The following is a 13,933-nucleotide window of genomic DNA, read 5'->3' on the forward strand; positions in this document are numbered from 1 at the left end:
GGTTATAGCCCAACGCGACTCATTCGGTTTAGTCCAGCGAGCAGGCGTGAAGTTTCCGGGCATTGTGCCCGATCCTGATTGATAACGTCGGGAATCGTGCCGAAGACACACCGACCATGAAAAATAAAAAAGTTCCCTTCGGGGGCAAAAGAAATCAAAATTGGCGCCGATAGTAGATCAGCCGCTGATTTCAGGCGGATCTACAGTTGAGACACGCCATTTGCGAGGTGAGCAATGGGCACAGTACACACCGCACTGCCAGCACAAACCCTTTACGTCACAATTCGTCGCGATGAATTGCGTCAGTTGAAAGATGAGCACGAGCAAATGAAGCAGGAGCTGGCGCACTTGCGCTTGCTGATCCAGGGTCAACAGCCGTTAGCGGTGACCCAGCGCGCCCCTCACGCCTGATCTCTCGCTTGAATCGGAAGCAGCACCGCCCTGCTTCCGATACGCCATAGCGCTTTGCCAGTCCTGGCAACTCACAAAGTTTTCACATCCGCTTGTTGATACTCCGGTTCATTGTGGCCGCTCGGTATGCGCGCGCCTCCCGTTCGTCGGCGACTTTGCAGTGGCTCGACGGTGGAAGTGAATAGAGATTGGAGCGGTGAATGTCTTGGTTTAAACGCAGCGAACAGTCTGCGAATGGTTTCGATTGGGCAGGCTTTCTCTGGCTCTTCCTGTTCTTCTGGTATTTTTCCGGCATCACCCAACTGCTGATTCAGTTGACCGGCACTTCCGGTTTTTCCGGCTTTCGCCAAGCCTTCGTGATGAGCGCCATCTGGCTCGCGCCGATGTTGCTGTTCCCGAAACAGACCCGCGTCATGGCTGCCGTGATCGGTGTTGTGCTCTGGGCCTGCTCCATGGCCAGCCTGGGTTACTTCTTTATCTATCAACAGGAATTTTCACAGAGCGTCATCTTCATCATGTTCGAATCGAACGTGTCTGAAGCCGGCGAATACATGACGCAATACTTTGCCTGGTGGATGGTCCCGGCCTTCCTCGCCCATACCGCCTTCGGCTACTTCCTGTGGACGCGCTTGCGCCCGGTGTACCTGCCGCGCGGCAAGGCTTTGATCGCAGCCACAGCGATCCTGGTGGCCGTTGTCGGTTATCCATTAGTCAAGCAAACCCTGCGCACCGGCAGTTTTGCCGCCGGCTTCGAAAAATTCGAAACCCGTATCGAACCGGCAGTGCCTTGGCAGATGGCTGTGGCCTACCACCGCTATCTGGACACCCTGGCCGGTATGCAGGAGATGCTCAATAGCGCCAGCACGATTCCACCCCTGCACAACTTCAAGGATTCGATGGCCAACCAGCCCTCCACCCTGGTGCTGGTAATCGGTGAGTCCACCAATCGGCAACGCATGAGCCTGTACGGCTACCCGCGCAAGACCACGCCGGAACTGGACAAGCTGAAGGATCAACTGGCTGTCTTCGATAACGTCATCACGCCACGCCCCTACACCATCGAAGCGTTGCAGCAGGTATTGACCTTCGCCGACGAAGACAACCCTGACCTGTACCTGAGCACGCCTTCGCTGGTCAGCATGATGAAACAGGCCGGTTACAAGACCTTCTGGATCACCAACCAGCAGACCATGACCAAGCGCAACACCATGCTCACGACGTTCTCCCAACAGGCCGACGAGCAGGTGTATCTGAACAACAACCGTAACCAGAACGCCGCCCAGTACGACGGCGACGTCATCGAGCCGTTCAACAAGGCCCTGGCTGACACCGCGCCGCGCAAGCTGATCGTCGTGCATTTGCTCGGCACGCACATGAGTTACCAGTACCGCTACCCTTCGACTTTCGACAAGTTCAAGGATCGCAACGGTGTTCCGGCCGGTGTCCGTGACGATCAGTTGCCGACCTACAACAGCTACGACAACGCGGTGCTGTACAACGACTTCGTGGTGTCGAGCCTGATCAAGGACTACGCCAGGACCGACCCGAACGGCTTTTTGCTGTACCTCTCCGATCACGGTGAAGACGTCTTCGACTCCCCGGGCCACAGCACGCTCGGGCGCAACGAAAGCAAACCGACAGCGCCGATGTACACCATCCCGTTCATGGCCTGGGCCTCGCCAAAATGGCGTGAAACCCATGACTGGAACTTTGCCGCTGATCTGGGGCGGCCGTACAGCAGCTCCCATCTGATCCACACCTGGGCAGACCTGGCGGGCCTGAGTTTCGACGAGCTCGATCACAGCAAGAGCCTGGTCAGCGACAGCTTCAAGCCTCGCCCGTTGATGATCGGAAACCCGTACGAACGCCAACAACGGCCGTTGATTGATTTCAGCCTGATCAAACCGAAAGCGCCGGTCGCGGCGGAAGTTGTCCTCAAATAGTCAGTTCATTGCAACACAAACCCGGTGGGAGCACGCTTGCTCCCACCGCAGATTCAAAGATGTGCAATAGCGTTCCCATTTAACGGAATCGGCGGATAATGAGCGTTCGACTTTGATTCATTGACTCATGGACGACAGGCATCCGACATCTGTAAGTGGGAGGCACACCATGAAACGCACCACACTCATTCTCGCCGCACTCATGACATTCGGTTCCGCCAGCGCATTTGCCGAAGGAGGCGCCGAGCGCATGAGGTATTACTTCGAAACGCTGCGCTACAACCAGCAACTGGCACTGGGCAATATCACGCAAAGCCAGGCCAACGAGCTGCGAGTCCCGGACGACCAAACCGCACAAATGACTGAAACCTACAAACCGAAATGATTGACCTGGCTACTTGCTTGCAAGCGCGAGCCTGCTCGCGATGATCGCCGACGATGGCGCGTGAACTCTGATTCACCGCGGCGTATTCGCCTTCTTCGCGAGCAGGCCCCCTCCTACAGTGGCTTGATCCAGAACATCATGCGCCCGTGGGCGGGGTCGAACTCGCCTGGCGCAAAGCCGAACTTGCCGTAGGAGGCTTGCGCCACCGCATTGCCCTCCAGCACCTCCAGAGTGATTTTGCAGCAGCCACGCTGACGGGCGATTTCTTCGACCTTTTGCAGCATCCGCTGGCTCAAACCCAACCCGCGAAACTTCGGCACCACCGCCACATCGTGGACATTGACCAATGGCCGGCAGGCAAAAGTCGAAAAGCCTTCAAAGCAATTGATCAGCCCGGCTGGTTCGCCATTGACGAACGCCAATACACTGAACGCATGCGCGCGCTTGGCCAGCTCACCCGGTAAATGCTCCAGAACACTGGCGGCCAAGGCATGGCCGCCGCCCATCGGGTCCTGGGCGTAGCTGTTCAGCACCAGCCCGATGGCTTCGGCATGCACCGGGTTGGTGTAGCTGGCTTGCAGTACAAGAATTTCTGCGGAATCCATTTCCATCCTCGATCGAAAAAAGGCCCCGGAACGCAGTTCGTCCTGGAAGGCCGGCGTGACGATATCGCGAGCAGCAAAAAATCGAAAGGTCCTAATGCCCCCAGATCAAGGCTTCGGTCCAGCCTAACTCGGCGAAATCCTGTGCTCGCAGGGACGATTCACCCGCGCAGAAAAACTCGTCCAGTTGCGGTGGTTTGACCCGCGTTCCACTGAGCATCGCGTGAACCTGGCCACGATGATGGATCTGATGTTCGAACAGATGTGACAACAGACGCAAACGGCTGTCGTACTGCGGCGTATCGCGGGCAATGGTAACGATTTTGCCCAGATCGGCGTCACGCATCTGTTCGCAATAAGCGATCAGGCGTCGGTCAACATATGCCTGTTCGCGCTTGAGATCCACAGCGCGGGTGAACGGCTCGTCCTCATTGAAAAACACTTGGCAATCGGGATGAGGCTCATCGCCGCGCAGCTCCCGCTCAAGGGCATCCACGTAAAACCAGTCGCAGGTCAGGATGTGATTCAGGGTCGCGCGGATACCGGGAAAGAAACTGACGCGGTGCGCCTGCAGCTCATCCTCGCTCAATTGGCACCAGGCCTTGGCCAGGCGATGATTGGCCCAGGCATTCTGGTAAGCCATGGTCAGCAAGTGATGCGAAAGAGGTTGATTCATGGTCATTCCTCCTGGGTTTCAAACCTCGGCGAAACGTTCCAGCTGCATTTCCTGCAGACGACTGAGCGTGCGGCGGAACGGGAATTCCAGATAACCCTCGGTGTACAGCGCATCCATCGGCACTTGTGCTTCGAGGTATAACGGCACTTTGCGGTCGTAGCACTCATCCACCAGGGCAATAAAACGTCGCACGCCGTCGTCGTGCACCGACAACTGCGGCAACTCCCGGTCGCCGGCTTCCACGCGCACGGGCGCGTCTTCGGTGCCCCGGGCAATGCGTCCGGCACGTTTTTGCGCGCTGAGGTTGGGCACGTCACTCAGCAGAATAGCGCTGAAGGTGTCACACAAAGCCATGAAATCCATGGCGGCGAACGGCTGTTCACAGAGATCGGCGTAACGACACCAGAGCACGGATTGACTGGCTTGCACCACAGCCAGCGGTCGATAACCCACGTTGATCGGCGCGCTGGAAACCGTTTGCCCCACGGTCAGGACCTTGAACACATCCGCCAGCGGACTGGGCTGTCCGGGTTCGGCAACCCAGTAGCGTTGCAACCCCTGCCCCGGATGCAGACGATGATCCTCGCCGCCGTCGACTGCAATCACCTGCATATGCTGTTTGATCGCGGCAATGGCCGGCAAGAACCGGTCGCGGTTGAAGCCATCGGCATACAGTTGATCGGGTGGAAGGTTGGAGGTGCAGACCACCACCACGCCCTGTTCGAACATCACCTGGAACAGGCGCCCGAGAATGATTGCGTCACCAATGTCGTTGACGAACAGCTCATCGAAGCACAGCACCCGCACTTCTTCGCTCAATTCACGCGCCAGCGCCTTCAGCGGGTCAGCGGTACCGGTCAATTGAAACGAGCGCTGGTGCACCCAGCCCATGAAATGGTGAAAGTGCTGCCGCCGGGCCGGCACCCGCAAGTGCTGGTAAAACTGATCCATCAACCAGGTCTTGCCGCGCCCGACCGGCCCCCACAGGTAAACGCCCATGACGGGCGAGCGCCCTTCATGCAGCGCTTCATGGCACTTCTGCAAGGCCCAGACGGCATGTTCCTGGGCTTCGTCCTGGACGAAGCCCTTCTGTTCGATGGCGTGTTGCCAGGCTTTGAGTGGGGAGTCGACATTCATGCGCGGCAGTATGCCACCAGATCGCGACAGCTACAGTGAAATGTCCAACCGGGCGATCTTGCCCTGATCATTGAGGCGGAACATGTAGCGCAACGTCAACGGACTGCCGGGAAATGTGCCGGAAATCAGGCCGTTGACCAGCACCTTTCCAGTGCGTTGCTGCACTCCCAGCACTTCGACCCGTGGCTGGTACCGCTCGGCCGTGTCCTGCATCCATTGGGCGATGGCCTGGGTGCCGACCCGATGCTGGCCCTCATCGAACACATTGGCATCTTCAGCGAAAAAACTGCCGACGCGCGAAGTGTCACGGGCATTGGCGGCAGCAATGTAGGCGGCGATGGCCGGCGCCAGCGCAGAAGCTGAATGAGACATGATATGGCTCCTTGTTGGTTGGTTCTGGAGCCATGCTAGAACAGGTGAATGTCAATTCTTGTCAGGAGTGAAACGCCCTGCATCGTCCAGTTGCATCTGCTTGCGCCATGTTCGCAGCAGGTCGCTGCGTCGCCCCGGATAGCGCTCGCCCTGCTCCCTCGCTTGCGAAATACGGTCTGTGCGAAAGGTGCGATAGGCACTGCGCAATTCGCACCAGGCGACGATGATTCGCACCTCATTGAGAAAACCCAGGGCCAGTGGCCAGATTAACCGCTGGCTGGGCACTTGCTGCGCGTCTGCATAATCGATGTGCAACTTGGCTTGACTGCGAATGGCCTGGCGAAACACGTTCAACGGCACCGCATTTGGCGCAAAGCCATAACCGGACGGTCCCGGCAGAACGGTCGGGTTGTGCAACGCGTCCAGCGCTTCCGGCGCCAGTACCGCGGCAATCTTGGCCAGGGCGTCGGCAGCGGCTTTGCTCAATACCTCGTCCCCTCGCTGGTCGACATAACGCAAGCCAAGCACGATGGCTTCGGTTTCATCGGCATTGAGCATCAACGGAGGCAGGAACAGACCGCTGCGCAACACGTAGCCAATTCCCGCCTCGCCATAGATCGGTGCACCGAGGGCGGTGAGTTCGGCGATGTCGCGATACAGCGTGCGTTCGGAGATGTCCAGTTCCCCGGCCAGCGTCGCCGCCGTCACCGGCCGGCTTCGGCCGCGCAACACTTGCAGCAACGTCAGTAAACGAGTGGTTCGCGACACGATCGGCAGGCCCAGTCCGGAAATTCGAGTGAGCTTAGCAGAGGCCACTGACAGAAATTGGCAGTAGCAAACACCTCAGATTCGGGCGCCATCATAGCGCCCGCTTGAAGTGTGCAAAATCATTTGGCCAGTTCAGCTTGCTCCCACGGGAGATTGCTACTTAACGGTCGACCTTATGTTTTGCCGCATAGAGGCACAACATTTCCATCGCCAACGTCGCCGCCGCGAGCGAGGTGATGTCTGCATTGTCATAGGCTGGCGCCACTTCCACCACATCCATGCCCACCAGATTGATCCCGCGCAAGCCGCCGAGGATTTCCAGCGCCTGCACCGTGCTCAATCCGCCACACACCGGCGTGCCGGTCCCTGGGGCGAAAGCGGGGTCGAGGCAGTCGATGTCAAACGTCAGATACACCGGGTTGTCGCCGACCCGCGCCCGAATCGCTTCGACGATTGCATCCACGCCACATCGATGCACCTGTCGCGCGTCCAGCACCTCAAACCCCTGATGATCATCGTTAGTGGTGCGCAAGCCGATCTGCACTGAGCGTGACGGATCGACCAGCCCTTCCTTGGCCGCGTGCCAGAACATGGTGCCGTGGTCGATGCGCTTGCCCTCTTCGTCCGGCCAGGTGTCGCTGTGGGCGTCGAAGTGGATCAGCGACAGCGGCCCGTGTTTGCGGGCGTGAGCCTTGAGCAGCGGATAGGTAATGAAGTGATCGCCACCAAAGGTCAACATCGCGCTGCCGGCACCGAGGATATGTTCGGCGTGGGCTTCGATGGCTTGCGGAGTCGACTGTGGTGAACCGTAATCGAAGTCGCAATCGCCGAAGTCGATCACCGCCAGATGATCGAACGGGTCGAAGGCCCACGGCCAGTGGCGTTCCCAGGCAATCCCGGTGGACGCTGCACGAATGCCGCGTGGCCCGAAGCGTGCGCCGGGACGGTTGCTGGTGGCGGTGTCGAACGGCACACCGCTGACCGCCACGTCGACACCGCGCAAATCGCGGCTGTAACGACGGCGCATGAAACTGGTGATGCCAGCGTAAGTACTTTCGGCCGCGGTGCCGTAGAGGCTGTCACGGGTGATGGCTTGGTCGTTCTGCGCTGGGACGTCCATTGAAGGCTCCTTGTTATTGACGGCTACGGAAACTGGTCCATACGCGGGTGCGCTGGCGCATGTCCTTGAGGCTCATGCTGCGGTCGGCATACAGCCGCTCACGCACCTCGGCGGGCGGGTAAATGTCCGGGTCGGTGCGTACAACCTCATCCACCAGCGGCGTTGCAGCCTGGTTGGCGGTGGCGAAAAACAGGGTATTGGTCAGTGCGGCGACGGATTCAGGGCGCAGCATGAATTCGATGAACTGGCGCGCCGCTTCGGGGTGCGGTGCATCCTTGGGGATTGCCAGGTTGTCCTGCCACACGAGCGTGCCTTCCCTGGGAATCCGGTAGGCAATGTCATAGGGCTTGGCCGCCTTGCGCGCCTGCTCGGCGGCCATGCTCGCGTCACCGTTGTAGGTCAGTGCCAGGCACACACTGCCATTGGCCAGATCATTGATCTGCCGGCCGCTGGCGACGTACAGCACCGATGGCTGCAATTGCTGCAATAACGCCTGGGCCGATTCGAGATCGCGCTTGTCGGTGCTGTAGGGGTTTTTGCCCAAGTAGTGCAGTGCCAGGCCGATCACCTCTTGCGGTGAGTCGATGATCGCAATGCCGCAGTCCTTGAGCTGGTGGGCATATTCGGGCTTGAACAGCAGGTCCAGGCTATTGAGCGGCACGTTCGGCAGGCGTTGTTTGACCGCCTGAACATTCATTCCCAAGCCCAGCGTGCCCCAGGTGTAGGGCACGCCGTAGCGGTTGCCGGGATCGACCGCCGCCAGTTTTTCCAACAGGTCGGGATCAAGATTGGCGTAACCCTTCAAGCCATCGTGGGGAATGGCTTTGAGTGCACCCGCCGCCAGGCCGCGTGCCAGCACACTGGAGGACGGCACCACCACGTCATAGCCACTGCCACCGGTCAGCAGTTTGGTTTCCAGCACTTCCGGCGCATCGAAGGTGTCGTAGCGCACATGAATGCCGGTCTCCTGCTCGAATCGCTGCAAGGTTTGCGGTGCCACGTAATCGGCCCAACTGTAGAGGTTGAGCACTTTCTCCTCGGCACTGGCCGACGCGGACACGACAAGAAACAACGCGGGTAAACACAGCTTGAACGTGGGAGCCATGACGAACACCTGACCATTGGAAGTGGTTGCAGGATGCTGCGTCGGATACATTGGTGAAATATCACGTTTATTAACCTGACATTACCCGGGAGTAATGTTTGATGCTCGGTCAACTGCACGATGTGGATCTGCAACTGTTGCGTCTGTTTGTCAGTGTGGTGGAGTGCGGCGGCTTCAGCGCGGCGCAGGGCGAGCTGGGCTTGAGCCAGTCGAGCATCAGCCAGCAAATGGCCAAGCTCGAGACTCGCCTCGGCTATCGGCTGTGCAGCCGTGGCAAGGGTGGCTTCAATGTCACGCCCAAGGGCGAGCAACTGCTCAACGCCACGCGCAGCCTGTTCGAGTCCATCGAAGCGTTCCGTCACCAATCCAATGGCGTGGCCGGTCGCCTGATCGGCGAAGTGCGCCTGGGCTTGTCCGAAGCGCTGGATCAATCGGTGCTGCAACGGGTCGCGGAGGCCATCCGACGCTTTCGCCAGCGCGACGAATCGGTGCGTATTGAGTTGATGAGTGCCATGCCCGGCGAAATGGAACGCCTGCTGCTGCAACAGCGACTGGATTTGGCGATCGGGTACTTCTCGCAGATCCAGAACGCTTTTGATTACCGCCAACTCTTCAGTGAAACCCAGCATTTGTATTGCGCAGTCGGCCATCCGCTGTTCGCCGATGCAGCGCCGGATGACCGGGCCCTGCAAGCCTGCGACCGGGTCGATCACCCTTACCGCTTCCTGCGCAGTGACGAGCCGTTCCAGGGCAAACTGTGTTCGGCGCGGGCAGAACAGGTCGAAGGCACCCTCGCCTTTATTCTGTCCGGCAAGCATATCGGTTATCTGCCCAGCCACTTTGCCCGTGCTTGGGAAGACAAAGGCCTCTTACGTGCGGTGCGCCGCGAGGAAATGAGTTTCGACGTGGCGTTTCATCTGGCCAGACATCGGGCGCTGGTGCCGGGGGATGCGCAGAAAGCGTTTGAAGAGGATTTACTGGCGGCTTTTGCCTGAAGGTTCTTTTGCCGTGATCGGACCGTTCTGGCATCCTGCGCCTCCATTTTCCGACCCGGTCCCGCCTCCCGGCACGCAAACCACCATGACCTCCCCAGAAAAAACCCCGCGCAATAACGACCTGATCTACGGCCTCGACGACCGCCCTCACCTGACGGCTACCGTGTTCGCAGCCCTGCAACATGTGCTGGCCAGTTTCGTCGGCATCATCACCCCGACGCTGATCATGGGCAGCGCCCTCGGCCTGCAAAGCGAAATACCGTACCTGATCAGCATGGCGCTGTTCGTTTCCGGCCTGGGCACATTTGTTCAGGCGCGACGCTTCGGACCGGTCGGTTCAGGCCTGCTGTGCCTGCAAGGCACGAGTTTTTCGTTCATCAGCGTGATCCTCAGCGCCGGGTTCATGGTCAAGGCCCGGGGCGGCGGCACCGATGAGATTCTCTCGACGATCTTCGGCGTGTGCTTCTTCGCCGCGTTCATCGAAGTGGTGCTGAGCCAATTCATCGGCAAGCTGCGCATGCTGATCACCCCGGTGGTCACAGGCACCATCATCACCCTCATGGGCTTGTCGTTGATCAAGGTTGCAATGACCGACATTGCCGGCGGTTTCGGCGCGCCTGACCTCGGTGCAGCGAGCCATCTGGGCCTGGCGGCACTGGTGCTTGGCACTATCGTGGTACTCAACCGCGTGGACGTGCCGTTCCTGCGCCTGGGGGCAATCGTCATCGGCCTGACCCTTGGCTATCTCGTCGCCTGGCTGCTGGGGCACGTCGATTTCGCCAGCCTGCCTGCTGTGCCGTTGATGAGCGTGCCGGTGCCGTTCAAGTACGGCTTCTCTTTCGATTGGGTCGCGTTCGTGCCGGTGGCGGTGATTTTCCTGGTGTCGCCACTGGAAGCCGCCGGTGACCTGACCGCCAACTCAATGATCTCCCGGCAGCCGGTCAAAGGCCCAGTGTACATTCGCCGGATCAAATCCGGATTGCTGGCTGATGGTCTCAACTCGGCGATGGCCGCGGTGTTCAACAGCATGCCGATGGTGACGTTCGCGCAGAACAACGGCGTCATCCAGCTGACCGGCGTGGCCAGCCGTTACGTGGCGTTTTTCATTGCTGGTTTGCTGGTCGTGCTGGGGCTGTTCCCGATGATCGGCGCCGTGCTGCAATTGATGCCAAAACCGGTACTCGGAGGCGCTGAACTGGTGATGTTCGGAACGGTTGCCGTGGCCGGGATCAAGATCCTCGCCGAAGCCGGTCTGCATCGGCGCAACATGCTGATCGTGGCGATTTCCATCGGCATGGGCCTGGGTGTGGCCGCGGTGCCGGAAGTCTTGCGTGAGCTGCCGAAGGCGCTGCACAACATCTTTGAATCGCCGATCACCGTCGGTGCATTGTGCGCCATCGTTCTGAACATCTTCCTGCCGGAAGAATTCATCGAGCTGGAAGAAGACGATTTCGATCCTGAAGCGTCGATTCTGCAGGTCATGGAAAACCCGGATGTCCCGGCCAAGAGTGAACCCGCCAGACCTGCGGTTGTCGCACAGTTGAACAGCTAGGCAAATGCTCAAGGGCCGAGCCATTGCGGCTCAGCCCTTTTTTACTTGTGAGAGCACGTCCATGCGCAGCGTCCACGCCGTTATCCTTTCCCTGTTGTTACTCTCCCTCAGCGCCTGCGCCCTGCTCCCGAATCGCGATCCGCTGAACATCAACGTGGTTGGCATCGAACCTTTACAAAGCCAGGACATGGAGATCCGTTTTGCGGTGAAGATTCGTGTGCAGAACCCCAATGAGGGCTCGATCAGTTTCAACGGGGTGGCGCTGGATCTGGACATCAACGGCCAACCCTTCGCTTCCGGTGTCAGCGATCAGTCGGGTTCGATTGCGCGCTTCTCCGAAACCGTGCTCACGGTTCCCGTCAGCGTCTCGGCGTTCTCGGTGCTGCGCCAGACCTTCGGCTTGAGCAAGACGCAGACCCTGAACAACATGCCCTACATCCTGCGTGGCAAACTCGCCGACGGCTTGTTCGGCACCATGCGCTTTGTCGATAGCGGCAAGCTCAGCCTGCCAGGGCCGACGACGGGCAGCCGGTAACGCTGAAGATGCAGAGGCTATGAAGCAAAGCGCACACCCGGTTTCGCTCGCTCATCCACCGTCAACTCGAACACATCCGGGCGCGCATAGTGCCCGACCACGTCGTAGTCGTAACGCGCGCGAATCAAGTCGTCCGTGTCAATTTCGGCGGTCAGCAAACCGCGACCACCACGCAGCGGACCGGCCAAAATATCGCCCATCGGCCCGACAATCACACTGCCGCCAGCAATCAATGGCCGGTCCGAAGGCCAATTGGCGACTTCCAGGCCCAAGGCCTGTGGCGAGTCCTGAACCTGACAAGCGCTGACCACAAAGCAGCGCCCCTCGTGCGCGATGTGCCGCATGCTGACTTGCCACATTTCCCGCTCATCCACCGTCGGCGCGCACCACACCTCCACCCCCTTGGCGTACATCGCTGTGCGCAACAGCGGCATCATGTTTTCCCAGCACACCACCGCCGCGACCCGCCCGACCTGGCTGTCGATCACCGGTAACGTCGAACCATCGCCCTTGCCCCAGATCAGCCGTTCGGTGCCGGTCGGCATCAACTTGCGGTGCTTGCCGACCAGTCCCGCCTGCGGATCGAAATACAGCGCAGTGCAATACAACGTGCTGCCCGAGCGCTCGATGACGCCGATCACCAGGTTGGCGCCGGTACGCGCTGAAAGCCCGGCCAGCGCTTGCGTTTCCAAGCCCGGCACGTCGATGGCGTTGGCAAAATAACGGGCAAAGGCTTCGCGCCCTTCCGGCAGTCGATAGCCCAATTGGGTGCCGAACCCTTCACCTTTCGGATAACCGCCGAGCAGCGCTTCGGGCATCACCACCAGAGCGGCGGCGGATTCGATGATCGCACTTTCATACGACAGAATTTGCTCCAGCGTGTCGGCCTTGCCGCCGGGCAAGGCGCCGATTTGCAGCGCAGCAACGATTGACTTGGGCATCACAGTAACTCCAGCGGGGTCAGATGTTGCTGATTCTGCGGCGACACGGGATCATGAATAAAGCCCAGTTAGCTGCTGAATGATATGAACCAAATGAATATCAGCGACATCGATCTCAATTTGTTGAAAGTCTTTGAAGCCCTGCACGAAGAGTCCAGTGCCAGTCGAGCGGCGCTGCGCCTTGGTGTCACGCAATCGGCGGTCAGTGCCGCATTGCGGCGGTTGCGTGAGGTGTATGGCGACCAATTGTTTGTCCGAACCGGCCGGGGCCTCGCGCCAACGCTCAAGGCCAATCAACTCAAGCCGGTGGTCAGCGATGCACTGAATAAATGCCGGCAGAGCCTGGCGATGGTCGATCCGACCACCCACCATTACGACGGACGCTCGGTGAGTATCGGCTTGTCGGATGATTTCGAGATTGCCTACGGGCGTGGGCTGATAGAGGAAATTGCCCGCTGCGCGCCGAATTTGCGCCTGATCTTTCGCCAGACCCACAGCCAGATCGTCGCTCAGGCCTTGATGGAACGCAGCATCGATCTGGCGATTACCGCCGGCGGGTTCGCCGAACGCTTGCTGAGCCGTCAGGTGCTGGGGGAAGGAAGTTACTTGTGTCTGGTCGACCCGCTCAGCCTCAGCGAGGGCCAGCAGACCATCAGTCTGGAGGAGTTCGTCACCCGTGAGCACATCCTTGTGTCTTCGGGGGGCTTTATCGGCATTACCGATGAAGGGCTGGCGGCAGTGGGCTTGAGTCGCCGGGTGTGCGCCTCGACCACGCACTTTGCAGCACTGCCGCATCTGCTCAAGGGCAGCCAGGCGGTGGCGACCATTCCGGCTCACGCGGCCAGGAGCATTGCTGCGCTCAGCGGCCTGACATTGCTGCCTTGCCCCTTGGCATTGCCGCGCTATCCGATCGAACTGGGCTGGCGTACCAGCACCCAACCAGACCCGGTGGTGCTGAAAGTGCGCGAGGCGATCGTGGCGAGTTTTATGTAGCGACTTACTTGTTGGCGGCCATCAGGCGATTGACTTCACTGCGCACCATGTTCGAGTACTCCGGTGGCGACATGCCGTCCAGCTCGGCACGAACCCACTCGGCCCACTTGCCTTTGCGTTTAGCACGTTCGCCAAACAAGCGCGCCGCTTCACCCTTGGCTTTGCCCAGGTTGTTTTGCCAGAGTTCGAACAGACGGGATTTTTCATCTTCAAGCGCAGCGCGCTCGGCGAGGGATTTGTCGGCCAGATTGAAGCTCATGGGATTTTTCCTGCTGCATAAAATAGGCGACATCTTACACTGTAGGATGAATCGTCCTGCGCTGGATTTCTTTGGAATCGGGCTGACGCGAGAAATCGCTGCAACTTTTTCCAGTGCCGAGGACTCCATTGTTCACTGT

16 protein-coding genes are annotated in these 13,933 nt (G+C 59.4%); 7 read left to right on the top strand and 9 right to left on the bottom strand.

From position 1 onward, the window contains the following. Positions 1–234: 234 nt before the first annotated feature. The 3 genes from ASD60_RS29190 (at position 235) to ASD60_RS18885 (ending at position 2,739) form a co-directional block, all read left to right on the top strand. A complete protein-coding gene (locus ASD60_RS29190) occupies positions 235–411 on the top strand; it encodes a DUF6026 family protein (protein ID WP_177336590.1) in 177 nt (58 codons plus the stop codon). A 200-nt stretch (positions 412–611) separates the two neighbouring features. Next, the gene (locus ASD60_RS18880; RefSeq protein WP_056855457.1) at positions 612–2,354 is read left to right on the top strand and encodes a phosphoethanolamine transferase CptA; all 1,743 of its coding nucleotides are present in this window, start codon (positions 612–614) and stop codon (positions 2,352–2,354) included. Between the two features lie 169 nt (positions 2,355–2,523). Further along, on the top strand, positions 2,524–2,739 hold the full coding sequence (locus ASD60_RS18885; protein WP_056855458.1) for a hypothetical protein: 216 nt from the start codon (positions 2,524–2,526) through the stop codon (positions 2,737–2,739). A gap of 113 nt (positions 2,740–2,852) precedes the next feature. Here the strand turns inward: ASD60_RS18885 and ASD60_RS18890 are convergent, their stop codons facing one another. The 7 genes from ASD60_RS18890 to ASD60_RS18920 all read right to left on the bottom strand — a co-directional run bounded on the left by ASD60_RS18890 (position 2,853) and on the right by ASD60_RS18920 (position 8,519). Further along, the gene (locus ASD60_RS18890; protein WP_056855459.1) at positions 2,853–3,344 is read right to left on the bottom strand and encodes a GNAT family N-acetyltransferase; all 492 of its coding nucleotides are present in this window, start codon (positions 3,342–3,344) and stop codon (positions 2,853–2,855) included. A gap of 91 nt (positions 3,345–3,435) precedes the next feature. Continuing rightward, the gene (locus ASD60_RS18895) at positions 3,436–4,017 is read right to left on the bottom strand and encodes a DinB family protein (RefSeq protein ID WP_056855460.1); all 582 of its coding nucleotides are present in this window, start codon (positions 4,015–4,017) and stop codon (positions 3,436–3,438) included. An 18-nt stretch (positions 4,018–4,035) separates the two neighbouring features. Continuing rightward, positions 4,036–5,154, bottom strand: coding sequence for a cell division protein ZapE (gene zapE / locus ASD60_RS18900; protein ID WP_056855461.1), 1,119 nt, complete (start codon positions 5,152–5,154; stop codon positions 4,036–4,038). Between the two features lie 30 nt (positions 5,155–5,184). After that, positions 5,185–5,526, bottom strand: coding sequence for a nuclear transport factor 2 family protein (locus tag ASD60_RS18905; RefSeq protein ID WP_056855462.1), 342 nt, complete (start codon positions 5,524–5,526; stop codon positions 5,185–5,187). Between the two features lie 51 nt (positions 5,527–5,577). Further along, positions 5,578–6,294 (bottom strand): helix-turn-helix transcriptional regulator, encoded by a 717-nt coding sequence (locus ASD60_RS18910; RefSeq protein WP_056855463.1) that lies wholly within the window; start codon positions 6,292–6,294, stop codon positions 5,578–5,580. 160 nt (positions 6,295–6,454) lie between these two features. Next, complete coding sequence (gene speB, locus ASD60_RS18915) at positions 6,455–7,414, bottom strand: agmatinase (protein ID WP_056855464.1); 960 nt, start codon at positions 7,412–7,414, stop codon at positions 6,455–6,457. Between the two features lie 13 nt (positions 7,415–7,427). Beyond that, positions 7,428–8,519, bottom strand: a complete 1,092-nt coding sequence (locus tag ASD60_RS18920) for a polyamine ABC transporter substrate-binding protein (RefSeq protein ID WP_056855596.1) — start codon at positions 8,517–8,519, stop codon at positions 7,428–7,430. Positions 8,520–8,620: 101 nt separating this feature from the next. Between ASD60_RS18920 and ASD60_RS18925 the strand changes: the two genes are divergently transcribed. The 3 genes from ASD60_RS18925 (at position 8,621) to ASD60_RS18935 (ending at position 11,601) form a co-directional block, all read left to right on the top strand. Continuing rightward, positions 8,621–9,514, top strand: coding sequence for a LysR family transcriptional regulator (locus ASD60_RS18925; protein WP_056855465.1), 894 nt, complete (start codon positions 8,621–8,623; stop codon positions 9,512–9,514). Between the two features lie 85 nt (positions 9,515–9,599). Next, positions 9,600–11,066: a nucleobase:cation symporter-2 family protein gene (locus ASD60_RS18930; protein WP_056855597.1), complete on the top strand. Its 1,467-nt coding sequence runs from the start codon at positions 9,600–9,602 to the stop codon at positions 11,064–11,066. A gap of 61 nt (positions 11,067–11,127) precedes the next feature. After that, positions 11,128–11,601: an LEA type 2 family protein gene (locus tag ASD60_RS18935; RefSeq protein ID WP_056855466.1), complete on the top strand. Its 474-nt coding sequence runs from the start codon at positions 11,128–11,130 to the stop codon at positions 11,599–11,601. 17 nt (positions 11,602–11,618) lie between these two features. Here the strand turns inward: ASD60_RS18935 and ASD60_RS18940 are convergent, their stop codons facing one another. Next, positions 11,619–12,542 (bottom strand): carbon-nitrogen hydrolase family protein, encoded by a 924-nt coding sequence (locus ASD60_RS18940; RefSeq protein WP_056855467.1) that lies wholly within the window; start codon positions 12,540–12,542, stop codon positions 11,619–11,621. Positions 12,543–12,626: 84 nt separating this feature from the next. Here ASD60_RS18940 and ASD60_RS18945 point away from each other — a divergent pair, with 84 nt between their 5' ends. Further along, the gene (locus tag ASD60_RS18945) at positions 12,627–13,535 is read left to right on the top strand and encodes a LysR family transcriptional regulator (protein WP_056855468.1); all 909 of its coding nucleotides are present in this window, start codon (positions 12,627–12,629) and stop codon (positions 13,533–13,535) included. A gap of 4 nt (positions 13,536–13,539) precedes the next feature. On the opposite strand, the gene ASD60_RS18950 is transcribed toward ASD60_RS18945, so the two are convergent. Next, positions 13,540–13,794 carry a hypothetical protein gene (locus ASD60_RS18950; protein ID WP_056855469.1) on the bottom strand — a complete coding sequence of 85 codons (255 nt, stop codon included), beginning with the start codon at positions 13,792–13,794 and terminating at the stop codon, positions 13,540–13,542. Positions 13,795–13,933 lie beyond the last annotated feature (139 nt).

It is taken from the genome of Pseudomonas sp. Root562 (genome assembly GCF_001427125.1).
Lineage (GTDB): Bacteria > Pseudomonadota > Gammaproteobacteria > Pseudomonadales > Pseudomonadaceae > Aquipseudomonas.

What these genes read in the sequence shown, in the direction of transcription:
- ASD60_RS29190 (WP_177336590.1), top strand. Translation starts at nt 235, where the DNA reads ATGGGCACAGTACACACCGCACTGCCAGCACAAACCCTTTACGTCACA.
- ASD60_RS18880 (WP_056855457.1), top strand. Translation starts at nt 612, where the DNA reads ATGTCTTGGTTTAAACGCAGCGAACAGTCTGCGAATGGTTTCGATTGG.
- ASD60_RS18885 (WP_056855458.1), top strand. Translation starts at nt 2,524, where the DNA reads ATGAAACGCACCACACTCATTCTCGCCGCACTCATGACATTCGGTTCC.
- ASD60_RS18890 (WP_056855459.1), bottom strand. Translation starts at nt 3,344, where the DNA reads ATGGATTCCGCAGAAATTCTTGTACTGCAAGCCAGCTACACCAACCCG.
- ASD60_RS18895 (WP_056855460.1), bottom strand. Translation starts at nt 4,017, where the DNA reads ATGAATCAACCTCTTTCGCATCACTTGCTGACCATGGCTTACCAGAAT.
- zapE (WP_056855461.1), bottom strand. Translation starts at nt 5,154, where the DNA reads ATGAATGTCGACTCCCCACTCAAAGCCTGGCAACACGCCATCGAACAG.
- ASD60_RS18905 (WP_056855462.1), bottom strand. Translation starts at nt 5,526, where the DNA reads ATGTCTCATTCAGCTTCTGCGCTGGCGCCGGCCATCGCCGCCTACATT.
- speB (WP_056855464.1), bottom strand. Translation starts at nt 7,414, where the DNA reads ATGGACGTCCCAGCGCAGAACGACCAAGCCATCACCCGTGACAGCCTC.
- ASD60_RS18920 (WP_056855596.1), bottom strand. Translation starts at nt 8,519, where the DNA reads ATGGCTCCCACGTTCAAGCTGTGTTTACCCGCGTTGTTTCTTGTCGTG.
- ASD60_RS18925 (WP_056855465.1), top strand. Translation starts at nt 8,621, where the DNA reads ATGCTCGGTCAACTGCACGATGTGGATCTGCAACTGTTGCGTCTGTTT.
- ASD60_RS18930 (WP_056855597.1), top strand. Translation starts at nt 9,600, where the DNA reads ATGACCTCCCCAGAAAAAACCCCGCGCAATAACGACCTGATCTACGGC.
- ASD60_RS18935 (WP_056855466.1), top strand. Translation starts at nt 11,128, where the DNA reads ATGCGCAGCGTCCACGCCGTTATCCTTTCCCTGTTGTTACTCTCCCTC.
- ASD60_RS18940 (WP_056855467.1), bottom strand. Translation starts at nt 12,542, where the DNA reads ATGCCCAAGTCAATCGTTGCTGCGCTGCAAATCGGCGCCTTGCCCGGC.
- ASD60_RS18945 (WP_056855468.1), top strand. Translation starts at nt 12,627, where the DNA reads ATGAACCAAATGAATATCAGCGACATCGATCTCAATTTGTTGAAAGTC.
- ASD60_RS18950 (WP_056855469.1), bottom strand. Translation starts at nt 13,794, where the DNA reads ATGAGCTTCAATCTGGCCGACAAATCCCTCGCCGAGCGCGCTGCGCTT.